Genomic DNA, 17,039 nt, shown 5'->3' with positions numbered 1-17,039 from the left:
AATCACTTATTCCATAGAAGCACACATCGGCCCCGGGAGCAAGAGCGACGCTCAGCTCAGCCCCCGAACGGGGCCAACGCAAACCGGCCCCATGCGAGGAACGCAAATACCAGCAGGTATGCGGTGTCCCCCGCCATCAGGCCCCATTCGCTGCGTCGAAATCGTGTCGTCGCCGCCCCAGCCATCACCAGCATGAGTCCACACGCCGCGATCGGCGAGAGAACCGGAAGGATTCCCGCCAGCGGGGGCACGATCAGTCCGATCACGCCGAGGAGCTTGATGGTTCCGATGACTTTGATGTGCCCCGGACTGAAATCGTCCACCCAGTGCTGGCTGCGAGCCAGCGCCCGATACTTCTCCTTGGACAGGATCACCTGCGAGGCTCCGCCGATGCCGAAGGCCACTGCCATTGCGGCGGCGACGACCCATAGTACGATGTCCATCATTGCGATTCTCCTTTGCCGAAAGAGCCCGGTCGGACTCTCACTCTGTTGACGCACCGCCGCCAGGAAAGGTAACAACCATCGCGCAGTCATCTGCGACCTCAGAGTTCGAAGCTCATCGCCCTCGCCTGACTGCGTTGGCCACGAGAGTGCTCGGCTCGCATTCGGACGCCGAGGATGCCGTTCAGGAAACATGGCTCCGCTGGGAGCGGAACGGACCGGAGTCCAAAGACAATCTCGGCGGGTGGCTGACCCGGGTCGTCGGACGCATCTGTCTCGATGTGCTCCGCCGACGCACCGCTCGGGGAGAATCGTCGCTTGACGCCTGGGTCAGCGAAGCCATCGTCGACGAGGATGACCCGACGCCCGAGCAGAACGCAACGTTGTCGGATTCGCTCGGACCGGCCATGCTCATCGTGCTCGACTCGCTGCGCCCGGAGGAGCGAGTCGCGTTCGTCCTCCACGACATGTTCTCGGTGCCCTTTGCCGAAATCGCGGCCGTCATCGGATCTTCGGAAGCCGCCGCGAAGATGGCCGCCAGTCGAGCCCGGCGCAAGGTCAAGGACACACCACCACCGTCCGGAGAACTTTCACAGCGCCGTGCTGTCGTCGACGCATTCCTCACTGCCGCACGGCTTGGAGACTTCGACGCTCTGCTGCACTTTCTCGACCCGGGACTGACGTGGCACCGCAGCAACGCCCGCGGCCACATGGTCCGGATGGGTGCGAACGAGGTGCTCGCAGCGATTCGGCGCGGCGATCCGGACAGGATCGAAGTTCGAAAGGTCAACGTCAACGGCGAGCCGGGTCTGCTCGTTCTGACCGCAAGCGGTCACCGTTTGGGACTCATGGCATGCACCGTGGCAGACGGCAGATTGGTCGGCATCGTCTCGATCACCTCAAGGAAGCTGCTGGAGCGACTGAGACTGCCCGGGCAGTAGGCCCACCCGAATCAGCTTCCCGAGATCTCGGCCTCGTAGGCGGCCTGCAGTCGCTCCGAGGAACGCGGTTCGTCAGGATTCGGGCGCGGCACCCCGAGGTGGGTCTCCCGAAGCTCATCCACGAGACCTGCGACGAGTCGGGAGTCATCGGCCATGATTCTGGATCGGATCGTCAGCTCCGGCGAGGTCTCCCGGTGGGTCATTCCCCACGTTCCGAGGGCGACCATGACCGGCAGAGTCTGGATTCCAGCCTCGGTGAGGGTGTACTGGGCTCGCTGCCCGCGTGCGGCTTCCGCTTTTGTCAGCAGCCCTTCGTCGATGAGCTTCCTCAGACGACTGGCGAGCATGTTCGAGGCTATGCCCTCATCATTGTGGGTGAGCAGCTCGCGGAAGTGCCGACGATTGCCGAAGATGATGTCCCGCAGGACGATGAGCGACCAGTTGTCGCCGAGGACCTCGACGGCGGCATTGATCGCACATCCTGAACGCGGCTGTGCAGGCATCGCCCCACCTCCAGTGATTGCATTCTGAAACTACTTAATCTTACACTGGGTCCACTTCCCCGGAACCCACGCCATCCGTCGGACTGAAGACATCAGCCGAACCATCACATTGGAGTGCACATGGCCAAAGCGTGTGTCAACAACCTCTTCGTCTCCCTCGACGGATTCGCTGCCGGCGAGTTCGTCACCTTCGATCAGCCGATCGGCGAAGCCCAAGCACTGTTCTCCTACTTCGACGGCCGCGGCATCGAGGGCGTGGACAAGGTCGACGCCCCGGTGACCGCAGACCGCGCTCTGTTCGCCATGTGGGGGCAGGGCATCGGAGCCGAGATCATGGGCCGGAAGAAGTTCGGTCCCCAGACGGGGCCGTGGCCCAACGACGGCTGGCGTGGCTGGTGGGGTGAGGAGCCGCCGTTCAAGACCCCGTGCTTCGTTCTCACTCATCATCCACGGGAGCCGATGGAGTTCGACAACGGCACGAGTTTCCACTTCATCGACGCGTCGCCCGCGGAGGCACTCGCCGAGGCGACCTCTGCCGCTGACGGCGGCAATGTCCGCATCGGCGGCGGTCCTTCGATGGTCAGACAGTTCCTTGCGGACGGCCTCGTCGACTTCATGCACCTCGTCATCGTCCCGGTCACCCTCGGCCGCGGGGTCTGGCTCTGGGAAGGACTCGAGGGGTTGGAGAAGGACTTCACGATCGAGAGTCTCACCACGGCCAGCGGTCTGACCCATCAATTGTGGAACAGACGAGGCTGAATCTCAGCGGCGACTCGAACCGGACTCGTCGGAACGCCCGATGGCCTGTGGTCTCGGTTCGGAGACCACAGGCCATCGGGTAGGGACGGGACAGCGCCCGCATGGATTGTCAGGTCAGTTGATCGCCTCGGCGATGGGGGTCTGCCCGTCGTAGAAGTTCACAGTCTCACGCACAGCTGCAGATTCGGCGATGACGTGTGTGATGACCTCGGCGACGAGTTCGCGGGAGGTCACCCGCACCTCGTCTGCCGGGCGTTCACCGTCGAGATCGCCGGCCGCATCGGCGATGAGGACCTTGCCGCTGGAGGGCTCGAGGGTCAGACCGCCGGGTCCGAGAATCGTGAAGTCAAGGTCGCTGGCGCGCAGGTGCTCGTCTGCACCGGCCTTGGCCTCGACGTAGGGGTAGAACGAGCTCTCGGGGTCGACGCGATCACGGTCGACGCTCGCACTGGCATAGGAAACCATGACGAAGCGCTTGACGCCCGCCTGCCCGGCGGCGTCGATCGATCGCTTGGCTGCTTCGAGGTCGACGGCCTTGGTCCGGGCCGGGTTGCCGCCGCCGGCGCCTGCGGAGAAGACGACAGCCTGGGCTCCGGAGAACAGATCGGCGAGCGCCTGAGTGTCGGCGGTTTCGATGTCGAGGACGACCGGGTTGGCCTCAGCGGCTTCGACATCTGATGACTGGTCGGGGTTGCGGATCACCGAATCGACGGCGAAGCCTGCGGCCTTGAGCTTGGGCGCGGCCAGAAGTGCGATCTTTCCATGGCCGCCGAGAATGACGACACGAGTTGAATCAGACATATCTACCTCCGTTGTCGGTGAAGCTTGGCATTCGGTACAGCGATGCCACTTGCGCGATTATTCCCAGTCCGCCGGTATTCTGAGGACCATGACCGACGACTTCTCCCCCGCCGACGTCGTGCGCCGGCTCGAGCGTGGACAGCAGGTCGTCATCCCCTCCTCGAAACGCAACGTCTTCACTGCTTTGGCCATCGCGGTCCCGCTCGGCATCGGCCTGCTCGCCTTCTTCGTCTACATTGTCACTGCAGCTCTCGGTGACGGAGGCAGCCCATGGGTCATCGTTGCGAACCTGCGCATGTGGGCAATTGTCGCTGGCATCATCGGATGCCTCGTCGTCGCGCCGATCGGCGTATTCGTGCGGCTGCGCAGGCACGAATCCCTCGTCGTCTCCCCCACCGGCGTCGCGTCGGCCCGGCGCGGTGAGGTTCTGCCCGGGACTCTGCTGCCATGGCACGATATCGAGTCAGTGGTCTTCGAATCGGCGGTGTCTCCAGGCCCGAAGGTGCTCGCTTATATGCTCACCGAAGAGGCAACCCGCCGACTCATCAGACGCGGGCGCAATCCGCGCGTGCTCGTCAGAAGCGGATTCGTCCTCTCACATCGCCGACTCTACCCGGTCCTCAGGGCCGCTCATGCCCGTTTCTCACCACACGTCCATGGACACCGATAGGCCCACACATCCTCGTGCCTTACCGTTGAGTTCATGATCCGACGCCTCCTCGCTCGCGCTTTCTGGTCCTTCAGCAAGTGGAACCTCGTGACCGAGCCCGCTCCGAACCGTCCGACCATCCTCGTCGGCGCTCCGCACACTTCGAACTGGGACTTCGTCGTCATGCTCGCGATCGCGTGGCGCATGCGCGTCGACGTCCATTGGCTGGGTAAGCATTCCCTGTTCACCGGCTGGCGGGGGCCGATCATGCGGGGACTCGGTGGGATTCCCGTCGATCGGTCTGATCCGAGCAAGATCGTCACCGAGGTGGTCGACCGCATGCGAGACGGCGAGGTCTTCGCGCTCGTCATCACCCCGGACGGCACCCGCGGCGGACACACTCATTGGAAATCCGGGTTCCATCGCATCGCGATGGCAACGGGAATGCCCGTAACGTTGGGCTACCTGGATACCGCGACCCGGACGACGGGGCTGGGCCCGACCCTGGAGATGACCGGCGACATCGCCGCGGACATGGATCGGATCCGCGAATTCTACGCCGACAAGCGTGGAATCCGCCCGCACCTGCAGATCACGCCGAGGCTGCGCGAAGAAGACTCCGCCGGTGACGATCGCGAAGGCGAAGCGGAGCCGAACTGAGATGGACGGTGATCTGCGCGTCCCCGCCGGGCCGGGTATCCCCGCCGGGCTGGTCATCCCCGCGTCCGACCTGTCCGAACAGTTCTCCCGGTCATCCGGCCCGGGCGGCCAGCACGTCAATACCTCCGATTCACGGGTGCAACTGAGCCTCGACCTGGCCTCAGCGAGATTCCTCACCGAGCTTCAACGCGAGCGAGTGCTCAGTCGATTGGCACCACGACTGTCGGGCACCGTGGTGACCGTGACTTCGGAGAAGCAGCGGTCACAGCTGAAGAACCGTCAGGACGCACGCATGCGTCTGGCGCAGCTGCTGCGTGAGGCGTTGGCTCCGCCGGTGCAGAGGCGAGCGACGAAGCCGTCACGCAATTCCCGTCGTCGCCGAGTCCGGACCGAACAGCGGCGGTCGGAGATCAAACGCAACCGTCGCAGGCCCCGTCTCGATTGAGCCCCGGTGGTGACAGCGGTTGACGTGAAGAGCAGAATGGGCGACATGAACAGCATCGACATTCTCACCGACCTGTCCCAGCGCCCCGGACAGGCGGCCGACGCGCTGCCCAAACTCTCCGCAGACCAACTCAACGACCACCTCGGCGGTCATCCGAACTCGATCGCCTGGCTGCTGTGGCACAGCGGCCGTGAAGTCGACGTCCAACTGACCGACCTCACGGGACAGCCGGAGCAATGGGAGCGATTCCGCGACCGCTTCGACCTGGGCGAGGCAGGTGACGGCTTCGGTCTCGGGCACACTTCGGAGCAGGCGGCGCAGATCCGCGTTGACGATCAGCAGCTGCTCGTCGACTATCTCAAGGCCACGCTGAACGCGTTCACCGACTATGCGGGCACGCTCTCAGAGGCTGCTCTCGACGAGGTCATCGACGAGAACTGGACTCCCGCTGTCACGCGTGGCGTCCGTCTGGTCTCGATCATCGACGATGCGATCCAGCATGTGGCTCAGGCAGCGTTCATCGCGGGTGCCGAGAGCTGAGGGCTGAGGGCTGAGGGCACGGTCTGACGGGAGGTCACCGTCGGAGGAAAGCAAGGACCGCGAGCACTCGGCGATGATCGTCGGGGGCGACGTGGAGGCCGAGCTTGGTGAAGATGCTGCCGATGTGTTTGTTCACGGCGGCCTCGGACACGTACAGGTTCCGGGCGATGGCGGCGTTCGATCGGCCTGCAGCCATGAGCGCGAGTACCTCGTGCTCGCGCCGGGACAGGCTCTCAAGCGGATCGCGGCGCCGATTCACCATGTGACGGACGACGTCGGTGTCGATAACTGTGCCGCCGTCCGCCACATCCTGCACTGCGGCGACGAAGTCCCGGACATCGCCGACTCGATCCTTGAGCAGATAGCCGACGCCCACGCCGTCCTGGGAGGCGAGGAGCTCCTCGGCGTAGGACTGCTCGATGTACTGGCTGAGCACCAGCACCGACTGATCTGGCCGGTGCTCACGGATCGCAATGGCGGCGCGGAGGCCGTCATCGGCATCGTCCGGGGGCATGCGAACATCCGTGAGCACGAGATCAGGTCGGAGATCCTGGGCTGCTTGCCGGAGAGCGTCCGCGTCCGCGACAGCCGCTACCACGTCGTGCCCGAAGCGGGCCAGCAGCGTCTCGAGACCGGCACGGAGGAGGCTGGTGTCCTCGGCGAGCACGATGCGCAGAGACGTCGACGCAGAGTCCGAGGCTTCGGCGCTCAGCTGATCCGGCATGGGATCTCCACATATGCGCGGGTCGGACCACCCTGGGGACTGGACACGCGCAGCCTCCCACCGACGACGGCAAGCCGGTCGGCGAGCCCCATCAGGCCGTCACCGTGCCGGGCGTCAGCGCCGCCGACGCCGTCGTCCACGACACTCACGGTCAGCAGATCATTGTGCACAGCCGCGTGGACACCGACCTGGGTCGCCTCGGCATGCTTGGCGACATTGCTCAACAGCTCTGTGGTGACGTAATAGGCGGTCAGTTCGACGTGTTCGGACAGCCGGGGAATCTGAGCCTGGACGTCGACAGGCAGGGCAAACCGACTGCCGATGTCCACGAGCGCCCGAGCGAGACCGTGATCAGTGAGCACCTGCGGCCTGACCCCTCGGGCGAGGTCGCGGAGGTCGACGAGGGCGGCCGACACCTCACCTTTCGCTTGGTCGAGCTGATCGGCCAAAGGCGACCCCGGCTGCACGTCGAGCTCCATCATGCCCAGCATGAGCCGCAGTGAGGCCAGACGCTGCTGCGGCCCGTCGTGCAGGTCCCGTTCGATCCGTGATCTCTCGCTGTCGAAGGCCGCGACCAATCGTTCGCGCGACTGCCTCACCTTGGTCAGCTCACGTCCGAGCTCGGCGTCGGGCGGGACGAGCACAGCCCGCGCGATCGCCCCGTGTGCGGCAGCCCAGACGGTGATCGTGAACGGCGCGGTCGGAATGAGTGCAGCACCGAAGAGTCCCCATGGCCAGACCGTCGGATCGAGGGCTGCGGACCGGATGCAGATGATCGGCCAGGCGATGGCATAGAACAGAACCAGGAGGTCGAGCCACCACAGGGCGAACAGCGAAAGAGCGGCAAAACCGAGCTCCCGCCAGGTCAGCGGCTCATGCGTGCGCGTGCGGAACCAGCTCAATGGTCCGGGCCGTTCAGGTCTCACATGCCCGCCGGGTACTGGGTCGAAATCGATCAGCCGGAGCCTCCAGCGTTCGAGCGTTGCGACCGGGACGCCGAGCAACGGGACCAAAGCCAGCAGGGCGATTCCGATGACGACGATGAGCGTGAGCACCCCGGCGGTGATGAGCAGGGCCAGGACGACTGCAGTGAGCGCACCCGCGAGGACGCCCGAGACGAGGTACGCGACCGCGCGCCACGGCCACATGGTCACGATGAATCCCAGCGGACGCTGGGCGATCGCTTGCCATGCGGTGCGGGACTTCATGAGATCAGTGTATCCGTGTCACTCCTGACCAACCGTTCTTCCGCTCGTCCCCTCAGACGTCACAGTATGGCCATGAGGAATCAGGGTGACCTGTTCAGTTGAGGAGTAGTGCCAGCACTACCTCACTCCTACTGCCAAAGCCAATGCGGCGGGACGGGTCCGGAGGATGAAATAGTGGTGTGAAGTCACGAAGAGATGCCAAGACCGGTTCAGTCACGGGTGGTTCTACAGGCGATCAGCCCATCGGGCCGGTCGTGGCGGTGGATTCCGCGCGCAGGGTATACGGGCACGGCGACTCGACCGTTGTCGCGCTCAATGATGTGAGCCTGAAATTCGATATGGGCACGTTCACCGCCATCATGGGGCCGTCGGGTTCGGGGAAGTCGACGCTGCTGCAGTGCGCTGCAGGACTCGACCGGCTCAACGGCGGCCGAGTCCTCATCGCCGGAATCGAGCTCGACAGTCTGAGCGAACAGCAGCGGACGGTTCTGCGACGAGACTCCATCGGCTTCGTCTTCCAGGCGTTCAACCTCGTGCCGTCGCTGACCGCCGCGCAGAACGTCGAACTCCCGATGAGATTCGCCGGGCACCGTCCGGACGCGTACGAGGTCGCACAGGCACTCGCCGAGGTGGGGCTGTCCGACCGAGCCGACCACCGTCCCAGCGAGCTTTCGGGCGGCCAGCAGCAGCGAGTTGCACTGGCGCGTGCCCTCATCACTCGTCCGGCAGTGCTCTTCGCCGACGAGCCGACAGGCGCCCTGGACACCACGACCTCGCGCGACGTGCTCGAGCGGCTCCGATTCATCGTCGATCGGCACCAACAGACCGTGGTTATGGTCACCCATGACGCTGCCGCAGCGTCCTACGCGGATCGAGTGGTCTTCCTGGCCGACGGACAGGTCGCGGACACCATCGACCAGAATCCGACCGATCGTCAGGCCAACGCTGCTGCGGTCGCCGCCCGCATGACACGGCTCGAAAGGTAGGCCGCTGATGTCCTTCCTCAGACAGATGGCTGCGGGGCCGGCGGCGACTCTTGCGGCGGCGAACGTGCGGACCCGTTGGTCCGGCTTCGTCGGAGCGTCCGTCGCGGTCTGCCTCGGCGTCGCGATCCTGGCGATGACCACGCTCGTGTGGACGTCATCATTGGCAAAGACACCGGAACGAATCGCGGGCGCGCCGCTCATTGCGGTGGGACAGTCCGCGGTCAACCAGAACGGAGCTCCTTCCGATCTCCGCCCCTGGTCGGCTGCGACCGCGTCCGATCTCGCGCAACGGCTCTCCGCGATCCCGGGAGTCGACGACGCCGTCGTCGACCGGTCCTTCTACGCCCAGGCCACTGACGACGGTGCCCCGATCCCTGCGGGAGACGAGGCGCTGACGGCGGGCCACGGATGGTCCAGTGCCTCGCTGGCCCCCTACCGGCTGTCAGAGGGCAGGCCACCATTGACCGCTGATGAGGTGGTTCTCGATGAGCGACTCGGCTTCGCATCCGGCGACCAAGTGTCGATGCTGTTCGTCGGCGGCCCGCGCAGCATGACCGTGGTCGGTCTCGTCGATGTCGCTCCACCCGATGGTCAGCCGGCGCCGCTGGACCGGGCGGTGTTCGTCACCGACGAGGTGGCTGAGCAGAAGTCACCGGGCGCATCCGTCATCGGCCTTACGCTCGCGCCCGGAGCCGATGTCGACTCTGTGCATGCTGCCGCCTCTACGGCCCTCGACGACGCAGGAACGCTGCTCGCAGGCGACGACCGGTCTGCACTGGAACCGTCCTACATCGCCCATGATCGTTTCATCGGCGCGCAGCTGCTCAGCGCAATGGCGGCTCTTGGAGGCTTCGTCAGCATCTTCATCGTTGCCTCCACCTTTGCGTTCAACACGGTGCGTCGGCGTCGGGAGCTCAGCCTGCTCCGAATCGTGGGGGCCCTGCCCGGACAGGTGCAGCGCTTGGTGCTGGCGGAGGCGGCCATCATCGGGATAGTCGGCGGTGTGATCGGAGCCGGCCTCGGAGTCCTCGCCGCACCGATTCTGGCCGACACTCTGAGACGCGTCGACGTCACCACCGTGGACTTCGACATCGATTACACGCTGTGGCCGGTCTTGGCTGCGATCGTCACTGGCGTCGTCGTGGCGACGATCGGAGCCTGGGCCTCCAGTCGAAGCGCAGCCAGAGCGACACCCCTTGAGTCGATGCACACCGCGAGCATCGAACACTCCGCGATGACGCGATCACGCTGGATCACCGGCGGTGTAACGTCGGCGGCCGGGATCGGCGTCAGCATCGTGACAGTGACGGCGAGCGCCGACCAGCGCGTTCTCTTCGCTCTGTTCGCTGCGATGCTGTTCACGGTGGCAGCGACCCTGCTGGTGCCGGTGATCGTACCGTTCGTCGCTCGAGTCCTGACGTGGCCGCTGCGTAACACCCGTGGTGCTACCGCCATGCTGATGCGCGCTGAGCTCGCGAACTCAAGCAGACAGACGGCTCAGCTCGCAGCCCCGATCATCGCCACCGTCGGGTTCGTCGTCCTCATCAGCGGATACGTTCCAACCAGCCAGGTCGCTTACCCGGCGGCCGTGACCGCCCAGCTGCAGGGGCAATCCATCGTGTGGCCAGAGGACAAGCCCGGCCTGACCGAAGCTGAGGTGAGTGAGATCTCGACCGGGCCGGTCATCCGGGCCGGGCTCGCGACGCGTCTCTTCGTCGACGAGCCCGGACAGGGCCCGTCTGTTCTCGACGGGGTCGGTTGGCTGTCGCCACAAGACGACGGTCCGGATCATGCCGTGGTGTCCACCCTGCTCGCGGATGAGTTCGGCTGGCACGAGGGCGACTCAATCGACGTCGGTTTCGCCGACGGGACGACCGAGACATTGACAATCGTCGCCGTCCGGGACATCGACGCTTCCATGGCTGGTTTCAATCTCTCCCGTGAGACTGTGCGCGAACACGACCCGGCTTCCCTGACCGAGTCGGTCTTCGTCCCCGCCGAGAGCGCTCCCGACGATGTGGGACCCGGTGCTGTCGTCTACGATGCCGCGACCTACGCGAAGGCGGACTATGACCGGGACTATTGGCTGCTCCAGCAGTTCACCCTCGTCCTCATCGTGGTGGCTGTCGGCTACACAGGCATCGCCGTGGCCAATTCGATGGCGATGTCCATCCAGGGCAGACGAGATTCGCTCCATGTACTCAGGATGTCGGGCGGCACCGTGCGTCAGATCGTGTCCTTGATCGCCGCGGAGACTTTGGTGATCGTCACGATCGGTGTCGGACTCGGACTGGCGATCGCTGTGCCGTCACTATCGGGAATCGCGGCCGGTCTCTCCGAGACCGTGGAACGTGATGTCGCCCCACAGCTCGACACACCGGTCGCTGCTGCGGCGATCCTGGCCTGTTTCGCCCTGGCACTCGGAGCCGGGGTCTTGACAACAGTGAGATCGGCGAGGCCTCGGTGACACGCGCCGAGGCGGTCAGGGCCGACGGAAGTCCGTGACCTCGCCGAGGCTGTCCATCCCGGCCGCCTTGTACGCCGCCACGGCCGCAGTGTTCGACGACGGGGTGGCCACGGTGACGCTCGAGGCACCCATCGCCCGCAACGTTGCGGCCGCAGCCTCTGCTATCGCGACGCCGAAGCCGTGCCCGCGATGGGCGGCATCGACGCCGAGGGGTTCGATGAGTCCCGGGCGCCCCCGCCCAGCGGACCAAACCGTCGTCGCACCGACGGCCTCACCTTCGGCGTAGCCGATGAGGCACCGGGCCTGACGGCAGGCATAACCGCCGGCCATCTGCTCCCACCGCTCACGGGTCAGCGAGGATCCCGGGAACGCCGCAGCTTCCACGCTGATGCGATCATCGACGAGGTCGGCAGTGACCGCCTCGATCCGCAGGGGCACAGGCGGAACGGAGGCCTCCAACGCTCGGCTCAGCTGAGTCCAGGGTTCATCGGATCCCCATCCCGCCTCGGTGAGGGTGTTCTGCAGAGCGGATCCGAACCGAGCTTCGACGATTCCCTTCCCTGCCGGCAGCAGTTCAGAGAGGTCTCCGTTGAGGTCGGCCAGAATCGCCTCGGCGAGCGCTCGGTCATCGGCGTAATCGGGTGAGACGGCCATTCGGATGAGTTCGGACTCGTCGAGGAATCCGACGGCCGCGGGTTCGTCGCCGACAGTCCACACCCGCAGTGCCGAGGCGAGCGCATCGGCCCCGAAACGCTGATACCAGCCGAGGTCTCCGGGATGTACCTGGACGGGCAGTCCTTCGCGTTGCCAGGACGCGACAGTGTCGATGATGTCCGGCAGGTCCGTCGTAGTCGGTGTCAACATGGTCATTCCTCTGTCCTCGCCCCTGCGCGCCAGATGACTTCACCGTCGTCGATCTCGTCGGTCGGTTGCAGTCCGAGACAGACAGCGATTCGGGCGGAAGCGGCATTGTCAGGATGGATGGCCGCTTGCAATACAGTCACGAGATGATCCGCCAGCCAATCGACCATGGCTCGGGCCGCCTCGGTGCCGAATCCCTGCCCTTGGCTGTCGACGCCGATGACCCAAGCGATGTCGGCTTGATAACCTGTTTCGGCTCTTGTCACTGTGGCCTGGACATATCCGACCGCAGCGGACTCAGCCGTTTCGCGAACGATCCAGTTCAGCCAGCCGGCGTCACCGGTCGGTGAGGCACCTGCGGATTGGAGTGCATAGAGTCGTTCGAGTTCGGACCGGCTCGGGCTCGTCCCACCGATATGGGTGTATAGGTCGGGTGAGGACAGTGTCTCCACCATCTCCGTCGCATGGTGGACTGCGAGCGGCTCAAGCTGCAGCCTGTCGGTGACGATGGGTGTCGCCCGTGGCCAATTCACACTGCGGTTCGAGCTTGCTGCCGGTTTCACGGATTCAGCTCTCGTTCGTTTGAACGGGCCTCGTCCGATTGCTGATGCGGGAAGCGAAGTCGACGATCTCCGCCTCGACCTCGAGGCGGGTGGTCGGTTCGTTGTGGACTTCGTGGCGGACTCCGGCGAAGACGCGGGTGCGCACATCGTCGTGTCCGGTCGCGCGGAGGCGGTTCGCGACGTGATAGGCGCCTTCGCCGTAGTTCGCGACAGGATCCTGGTCACCTGCGAGGATGAGCACCGGCAGACCGCTGGGGATCGTCGCGTACCAGGAATCGGCATTGGCACCGTCATAGAGTTCGACGAAGCCCTGCAGGAATCGGGAGCTCATCGGGGCGCCGAAGTTGTTGAAGGGGTCGCGCCCATGATCGGCGACGACAGCCTCGTCGAGGGCGACCCAGGCGGTGGGGCCGGCATCCGGACCGAAACGTTCGACGAATCCGTCGAAGAGCTGGCCCACCAATTGATCGGATGCAGGTTCGGCTCGTCGGTTGCCGGTGGCCGCCTCGGCGAGTTCGACACGGTCGATGGTCTGATCGATACCGCGCATCTGCGCAGCGATTCCACACAGAGCCAGCCCCGCGAGGCCAGCCGTCGGATCGGAGGCCATGACCCGTGCAATCATCGATCCCCAACTGTGACCGAACACGATGTACGGCAGATTCGGGAGGATCTCGCGAGCCTTGCGCTGCAGCGTCAGTTCGTCGGCGACGACCACTCGAGCTGCGTCGTCACCTGTATCGACCCAGATTCCCGACTGCATGGCCGTCCGACCGTGACCGGAATGGTCATCGGCGACGACGGCGAATCCGGAGTCGACGAGGGTGGCGATGAGGTGGTGGTAGCGCCGGGAATGCTCGCCGAGTCCGTGGATGATGTGGATGATGGCTCGAGGTTCAGTGGTCGGTGTGTAGAGCCAGCCGAAGACCGTGTCACGATCGTTGTGAGAGGTGAACTCGATTTCGTGCAGGGCCAAGGTGGGACTCCTCTGTCGTCACGTGTGTCCGCACCGCCGTGGTGCAGTTCGCAAAACCTGTGGAATGCAGATCACCCTACCGCACCGATTCGACCTGGGTGCGGGGACCCTGGGTGCGGGGACGGAGGCTTTCACCTGCTCAATGGCCTTCGGCCCGGCTCGCGGCCACCTCATGCCAGGTGAGTCGCACCTCTCCAGACGTCTGACGAATCGCCTCGACGAGGTCGTCAGTCGCTCCGATGACAGAGCTGATACCGTCCTGACCCGACGATTTGAGCACGATCTGCCATCCAATTCTGCCAGTCGACGGAGACGTCTCCGCCGTATAGCCTCCCCAAAAGTGAACTTCTGTGCCTTCGGCGACATCAGCATCGGGGTCGGGCCTGAGAGCAGCCTGAAACGTGCGCACCGCGCGCTCGGCGGCAGCACCTGTGATCGAGGCCCGGACTTGAACTACGGTCCACACGTCGAACGGCCAGTCGTTGAGCCAGTGGTCTGACGGTGTGAACGGTTTGACGTCGGTTCCGCTGTGCATGCATTCCTCCTCAGAGGTTCATTGACAGATGTTCATCGGCCCTCGGCGACATGCGGATTCGCTGCCTCATGAGCGAGTCTCTCACCCTTCCTGACGACCGTGGGCCCGGTCGTGGGCGGATATCCAGGATCAGGCATATCCTTGACCCATGCCGTTCGAAGCCGTTTCATTCACCGATGTCTCCACCGCGGGACTCGAATCCTCCCCCATCGCCGAGGCGCTGGCTGGTCTGCGCGCCAACGAGGCACGGTACTTCTCCAACAAATACAAACACACATTCGCCGTGGTCCCGGCCGCCGAGGTACAGGAGGCCCTGAACTGGGTGGAGGAGATCCTTGACTCCGAGCGTGAGATCGTACCGACCTCGCCTGCCCTCGAAGTCAGCATCAATGACGTCGATGGCATCTATTGGGTGCACGTCTTCTACGAGTCCGGGCTCGCAGTCAATGTCCTATGGACACGAGCAGACGATGGCAAGCGGGCCGTCGGCTTCAAACTTTCGGAGGGGATGGACGTGCCTCCCGAGCTGTCGGCGTTCAAGTTCGCCCGTCAGAAGTCGAAGCTCGCCGGGGAGAACCGTGGATCCTTCTTCAAGATCAAGGGTGATCATCCCCTGCCGTAGCGTCACGACGCGCAGGTCCTGAGGCCGCGACCGGCCGTTTTCACTCCTCGGTCGTTCGCGGTCTCAACTCATCGAGTTCAGTCTCTGAGAACATACTTCAGGGTTTCGACCACTTGATCCGTCGTCTGGCACCAGGCCTTGGCTTCGGCATCGACTTCTTTGAGCGGATGCACGATGTCGGCATCGTGGAGGGTCACATAGGGTGTGCCGAGTGCCGCGCAATAGCCGGCATCGAAGGCGGCGTTCCATTGCTTGTACTTGTCTCCGAAGCGCACGACGACCATATCGGCCTTTTCGATCAGGGTCCGGGTGCGGATGGCGTTGACCTTCGCCGACTGGTGATCACGCCAGAAGGCGCTGTCGTTCTCGCCGAGGTGGTCACCGGCAGCATCGCTGGCAGGGTGGTCGGTCACGGGTGCGGTGAAATCGATATCCAGACCGGCCGCCTCGGCTCCGCGCTTGACCTCATCGCGCCACTCGGTGTGGATCTCACCGGACAGATAGACAGAGAAACTCAAGTCGATCACTCCTCAAACTTATGGCAGATGGGACTGCTCTCCCTTTAAGCACCACCATAGCCAATCGGAGGTCGGATGCTCAGAGACGACCGCGCGGCTGAGCCCCAGACACAGACGTCGCAGGCAGTGTCGTCTGCGGGCTCAGCGCCGGCGATCGTCACCGTCAGGAGGTTGCCGTCCTGACGATATCGGCGATGCGCTTCTCGGCGGCCTCGTCGATGGTCTCGAAGTACCATGCGGCGGGCATCAGCGATCCGTCGGAACCACTGGCTGGGGTGAGTTCGACCTTTTCCGTGAGGGCCAGGTTGACCCGCTCGTCATTGCGCAGTGTCACCAGTGCAGGAGTGCTCGCGGACAGAGCATAGGCTGGCATGCCATACCAGATTCGCGGTTTGAGACTGGGGGCGACGGTCACGATGATCTCGTGCGCTCGCTGCATGAGCGATCGTTCCGGTTCGTCCATCTTCGCGATCTTGTCGGTCACCTGGGACAGGTTCTTCTCGTCTTTGGTCGTCATGTCATGTCCTTACGTCAGCCGGTGTGTCGCACCGGCGGTTGAAGACGGCGCAGAAATGCGCCGCACCCCATCTGGACATGTTCCGGGCCGACCGGAGCTCTCCGCAATGATTCAGGCTTAGGTACCTGGAAGTGCTGGCAACCGTACGTGCTGCCGGTTTCCACGATACCTGCATCGATGCCTCCCCGCCAGGACAGCCGAGATCCACAACGGACGTGTGGCTAGCGAAGTTGTTCGGATAAGTAGGCCTCTGCGATGCTCAGGTGTCCCTGGCTGCCGATTGAGTTCTTCGCCTTCTGCGGGTACGCATGATTGGCGAGGGGAACTTTCACGGTTGTGACGTCGACGCCACGCCTTCGGGCCGATTCGGCCCATGAAAGCTGGTCGGTTGGGGTAATCACGTCATCGCGCATCGCTGTCATCATGAGCACCGGCGGCGCGGGTGCTTTCAGATGCGTAACGGAATCGGCCACTGCATAGCGTTCCGGATATTCCTCTGGTGTGCCACCCGTGTAGCGGGTCGCGAACAGGCGCGTGCCGGATCCCGCGCCGGGCCCGGTGGGGGCGTTCTCGTAGAGGCCCGTCACGTCGAACGCGGGGTAGTCGGCAATCACCGCCGCCGGAACCGGAACCTTCCCACCGCAGGACGATTCGGCGTCGCCTTGCGCTGCGGCACCGGCGGTATTGGCGACCATGTTGCTGCCCGAACTCTCGCCCCAGAACGCAAGGCGATCGGTGTCTGCACCGATTGTGTCTGCGTGGGTCTGAATCCAGCTTGCCGCACAGGCGACCTGCGATGGTGCGCTCTGCCAGGTGGCGTTATCCAGGGTGGCGAGTTCGTATTCGACCGATACGACCAGGTAGCCGTGATCGGCGAGTTCACGGAGCTCTGAGCTCGCTGCGTTCGGTTCGCCTACGATCCAACCGCCTCCGTGGACGTACATGATCGTCGGAGCTGAACCCTTCGCTCTCTCAGGTTCGTAGATCGATACGGAGAGGTCATCGCCTGAGCTGGATTTGTCGTACACTTCCTTGCGATCAGGCGATGCCGAGTCGATCGCCGAGAGCCCGAACGTCGCAGTGAACAGATTCACCGAACCACCGGCCGAGGTGATGGCAACGAGGAGCACAATGACGACCGCCAGATTCGCGATTGTGCTCACCGCTCCGAATCCTGTCACCATAACTCCGGTCCGTCGTCGGCCTCGGCGCAGGCAGAAGATTCCAAACCCAAGCACAATCGCTCCGGTCACAGTCGCTATCGGCGCAATCGTCGGCGCAAACCGAGCAGCGGCGGAACTGAACGGGCCAAGCCCGGGAA

At 64.3% G+C, this 17,039-nt stretch carries 21 protein-coding genes; 9 read left to right on the top strand and 12 right to left on the bottom strand.

Annotated features, from left to right (window positions below):
* Positions 1 to 56: 56 nt before the first annotated feature.
* Complete coding sequence (locus KTJ89_RS01320; protein ID WP_259356664.1) at positions 57 to 446, bottom strand: DoxX family protein; 390 nt, start codon at positions 444 to 446, stop codon at positions 57 to 59.
* Positions 447 to 523: 77 nt separating this feature from the next.
* Here KTJ89_RS01320 and KTJ89_RS01315 point away from each other — a divergent pair, with 77 nt between their 5' ends.
* The gene (locus KTJ89_RS01315) at positions 524 to 1,384 is read left to right on the top strand and encodes a sigma-70 family RNA polymerase sigma factor (RefSeq protein WP_259356868.1); all 861 of its coding nucleotides are present in this window, start codon (positions 524 to 526) and stop codon (positions 1,382 to 1,384) included.
* Positions 1,385 to 1,395: 11 nt separating this feature from the next.
* Here KTJ89_RS01315 and KTJ89_RS01310 read toward each other — a convergent pair whose 3' ends face one another.
* Positions 1,396 to 1,887, bottom strand: a complete 492-nt coding sequence (locus KTJ89_RS01310) for a winged helix-turn-helix transcriptional regulator (RefSeq protein WP_139466855.1) — start codon at positions 1,885 to 1,887, stop codon at positions 1,396 to 1,398.
* A gap of 120 nt (positions 1,888 to 2,007) precedes the next feature.
* Between KTJ89_RS01310 and KTJ89_RS01305 the strand changes: the two genes are divergently transcribed.
* On the top strand, positions 2,008 to 2,646 hold the full coding sequence (locus KTJ89_RS01305) for a dihydrofolate reductase family protein (RefSeq protein WP_259356663.1): 639 nt from the start codon (positions 2,008 to 2,010) through the stop codon (positions 2,644 to 2,646).
* 114 nt (positions 2,647 to 2,760) lie between these two features.
* Here the strand turns inward: KTJ89_RS01305 and KTJ89_RS01300 are convergent, their stop codons facing one another.
* Entirely contained in the window at positions 2,761 to 3,447 is a 687-nt protein-coding gene (locus tag KTJ89_RS01300; protein ID WP_139466853.1) for an SDR family oxidoreductase, read from the bottom strand.
* Positions 3,448 to 3,535: 88 nt separating this feature from the next.
* Between KTJ89_RS01300 and KTJ89_RS01295 the strand changes: the two genes are divergently transcribed.
* From KTJ89_RS01295 to KTJ89_RS01280, 4 genes are read left to right on the top strand one after another with little or no spacing between them, the layout of a single operon-like run.
* On the top strand, positions 3,536 to 4,117 hold the full coding sequence (locus tag KTJ89_RS01295; RefSeq protein WP_259356662.1) for a hypothetical protein: 582 nt from the start codon (positions 3,536 to 3,538) through the stop codon (positions 4,115 to 4,117).
* Between the two features lie 33 nt (positions 4,118 to 4,150).
* A complete protein-coding gene (locus tag KTJ89_RS01290) occupies positions 4,151 to 4,756 on the top strand; it encodes a 1-acyl-sn-glycerol-3-phosphate acyltransferase (RefSeq protein WP_139466851.1) in 606 nt (201 codons plus the stop codon).
* Between the two features lies 1 nt (position 4,757).
* Complete coding sequence (gene arfB / locus KTJ89_RS01285; protein ID WP_259356867.1) at positions 4,758 to 5,201, top strand: alternative ribosome rescue aminoacyl-tRNA hydrolase ArfB; 444 nt, start codon at positions 4,758 to 4,760, stop codon at positions 5,199 to 5,201.
* A 45-nt stretch (positions 5,202 to 5,246) separates the two neighbouring features.
* Positions 5,247 to 5,741, top strand: coding sequence for a DinB family protein (locus tag KTJ89_RS01280; protein ID WP_259356661.1), 495 nt, complete (start codon positions 5,247 to 5,249; stop codon positions 5,739 to 5,741).
* A 34-nt stretch (positions 5,742 to 5,775) separates the two neighbouring features.
* On the opposite strand, the gene KTJ89_RS01275 is transcribed toward KTJ89_RS01280, so the two are convergent.
* Together KTJ89_RS01275 and KTJ89_RS01270 are read right to left on the bottom strand one after the other, a co-directional pair.
* Positions 5,776 to 6,417 carry a LuxR C-terminal-related transcriptional regulator gene (locus tag KTJ89_RS01275; RefSeq protein ID WP_259356866.1) on the bottom strand — a complete coding sequence of 214 codons (642 nt, stop codon included), beginning with the start codon at positions 6,415 to 6,417 and terminating at the stop codon, positions 5,776 to 5,778.
* A 32-nt stretch (positions 6,418 to 6,449) separates the two neighbouring features.
* Complete coding sequence (locus KTJ89_RS01270; protein ID WP_259356660.1) at positions 6,450 to 7,673, bottom strand: sensor histidine kinase; 1,224 nt, start codon at positions 7,671 to 7,673, stop codon at positions 6,450 to 6,452.
* Positions 7,674 to 7,993: 320 nt separating this feature from the next.
* On the opposite strand from KTJ89_RS01270, the gene KTJ89_RS01265 reads away from it, so the two are divergent.
* Both KTJ89_RS01265 and KTJ89_RS01260 read left to right on the top strand, forming a co-directional pair.
* Complete coding sequence (locus KTJ89_RS01265) at positions 7,994 to 8,659, top strand: ABC transporter ATP-binding protein (protein ID WP_259356659.1); 666 nt, start codon at positions 7,994 to 7,996, stop codon at positions 8,657 to 8,659.
* Between the two features lie 7 nt (positions 8,660 to 8,666).
* A complete protein-coding gene (locus KTJ89_RS01260; protein WP_259356658.1) occupies positions 8,667 to 11,126 on the top strand; it encodes an FtsX-like permease family protein in 2,460 nt (819 codons plus the stop codon).
* A gap of 15 nt (positions 11,127 to 11,141) precedes the next feature.
* Here the strand turns inward: KTJ89_RS01260 and KTJ89_RS01255 are convergent, their stop codons facing one another.
* From KTJ89_RS01255 to KTJ89_RS01240, 4 genes are all read right to left on the bottom strand, one after another.
* Complete coding sequence (locus KTJ89_RS01255; protein ID WP_259356657.1) at positions 11,142 to 11,990, bottom strand: GNAT family N-acetyltransferase; 849 nt, start codon at positions 11,988 to 11,990, stop codon at positions 11,142 to 11,144.
* A gap of 2 nt (positions 11,991 to 11,992) precedes the next feature.
* Entirely contained in the window at positions 11,993 to 12,520 is a 528-nt protein-coding gene (locus KTJ89_RS01250) for a GNAT family N-acetyltransferase (RefSeq protein WP_259356865.1), read from the bottom strand.
* Positions 12,521 to 12,554: 34 nt separating this feature from the next.
* Positions 12,555 to 13,526, bottom strand: coding sequence for an alpha/beta fold hydrolase (locus KTJ89_RS01245; RefSeq protein WP_259356656.1), 972 nt, complete (start codon positions 13,524 to 13,526; stop codon positions 12,555 to 12,557).
* A 139-nt stretch (positions 13,527 to 13,665) separates the two neighbouring features.
* Positions 13,666 to 14,061: a hypothetical protein gene (locus tag KTJ89_RS01240; RefSeq protein ID WP_139466846.1), complete on the bottom strand. Its 396-nt coding sequence runs from the start codon at positions 14,059 to 14,061 to the stop codon at positions 13,666 to 13,668.
* A gap of 148 nt (positions 14,062 to 14,209) precedes the next feature.
* On the opposite strand from KTJ89_RS01240, the gene KTJ89_RS01235 reads away from it, so the two are divergent.
* Entirely contained in the window at positions 14,210 to 14,683 is a 474-nt protein-coding gene (locus KTJ89_RS01235) for a DUF8821 family protein (protein WP_259356655.1), read from the top strand.
* Positions 14,684 to 14,760: 77 nt separating this feature from the next.
* Here KTJ89_RS01235 and KTJ89_RS01230 read toward each other — a convergent pair whose 3' ends face one another.
* The 3 genes from KTJ89_RS01230 to KTJ89_RS01220 form a co-directional block, all read right to left on the bottom strand.
* Positions 14,761 to 15,201 (bottom strand): YtoQ family protein, encoded by a 441-nt coding sequence (locus tag KTJ89_RS01230; protein WP_172168943.1) that lies wholly within the window; start codon positions 15,199 to 15,201, stop codon positions 14,761 to 14,763.
* Positions 15,202 to 15,364: 163 nt separating this feature from the next.
* Positions 15,365 to 15,718, bottom strand: coding sequence for a DUF1801 domain-containing protein (locus tag KTJ89_RS01225; RefSeq protein ID WP_259356654.1), 354 nt, complete (start codon positions 15,716 to 15,718; stop codon positions 15,365 to 15,367).
* 221 nt (positions 15,719 to 15,939) lie between these two features.
* A complete protein-coding gene (locus KTJ89_RS01220; RefSeq protein WP_374990243.1) occupies positions 15,940 to 16,902 on the bottom strand; it encodes an alpha/beta hydrolase in 963 nt (320 codons plus the stop codon).
* Positions 16,903 to 17,039: the final 137 nt, after the last annotated feature.

It is taken from the genome of Brevibacterium sediminis, assembly GCF_024895295.1.
Lineage (GTDB): Bacteria > Actinomycetota > Actinomycetes > Actinomycetales > Brevibacteriaceae > Brevibacterium > Brevibacterium sediminis.
The sequence above is the reverse complement of the archived record's forward strand: the minus strand, read 5'-3'. Positions and strand labels throughout refer to the sequence as shown.

Excerpts from the sequence above, each read along its gene's own strand:
- KTJ89_RS01225 (WP_259356654.1), bottom strand. The coding sequence starts at position 15,718 with ATGACGACCAAAGACGAGAAGAACCTGTCCCAGGTGACCGACAAGATC.
- KTJ89_RS01260 (WP_259356658.1), top strand. The coding sequence starts at position 8,667 with ATGTCCTTCCTCAGACAGATGGCTGCGGGGCCGGCGGCGACTCTTGCG.
- KTJ89_RS01240 (WP_139466846.1), bottom strand. The coding sequence starts at position 14,061 with ATGCACAGCGGAACCGACGTCAAACCGTTCACACCGTCAGACCACTGG.
- KTJ89_RS01280 (WP_259356661.1), top strand. The coding sequence starts at position 5,247 with ATGAACAGCATCGACATTCTCACCGACCTGTCCCAGCGCCCCGGACAG.
- KTJ89_RS01300 (WP_139466853.1), bottom strand. The coding sequence starts at position 3,447 with ATGTCTGATTCAACTCGTGTCGTCATTCTCGGCGGCCATGGAAAGATC.
- KTJ89_RS01255 (WP_259356657.1), bottom strand. The coding sequence starts at position 11,990 with ATGTTGACACCGACTACGACGGACCTGCCGGACATCATCGACACTGTC.
- arfB (WP_259356867.1), top strand. The coding sequence starts at position 4,758 with ATGGACGGTGATCTGCGCGTCCCCGCCGGGCCGGGTATCCCCGCCGGG.
- KTJ89_RS01305 (WP_259356663.1), top strand. The coding sequence starts at position 2,008 with ATGGCCAAAGCGTGTGTCAACAACCTCTTCGTCTCCCTCGACGGATTC.
- KTJ89_RS01270 (WP_259356660.1), bottom strand. The coding sequence starts at position 7,673 with ATGAAGTCCCGCACCGCATGGCAAGCGATCGCCCAGCGTCCGCTGGGA.
- KTJ89_RS01235 (WP_259356655.1), top strand. The coding sequence starts at position 14,210 with ATGCCGTTCGAAGCCGTTTCATTCACCGATGTCTCCACCGCGGGACTC.
- KTJ89_RS01320 (WP_259356664.1), bottom strand. The coding sequence starts at position 446 with ATGATGGACATCGTACTATGGGTCGTCGCCGCCGCAATGGCAGTGGCC.
- KTJ89_RS01290 (WP_139466851.1), top strand. The coding sequence starts at position 4,151 with ATGATCCGACGCCTCCTCGCTCGCGCTTTCTGGTCCTTCAGCAAGTGG.
- KTJ89_RS01310 (WP_139466855.1), bottom strand. The coding sequence starts at position 1,887 with ATGCCTGCACAGCCGCGTTCAGGATGTGCGATCAATGCCGCCGTCGAG.
- KTJ89_RS01220 (WP_374990243.1), bottom strand. The coding sequence starts at position 16,902 with ATGGTGACAGGATTCGGAGCGGTGAGCACAATCGCGAATCTGGCGGTC.
- KTJ89_RS01295 (WP_259356662.1), top strand. The coding sequence starts at position 3,536 with ATGACCGACGACTTCTCCCCCGCCGACGTCGTGCGCCGGCTCGAGCGT.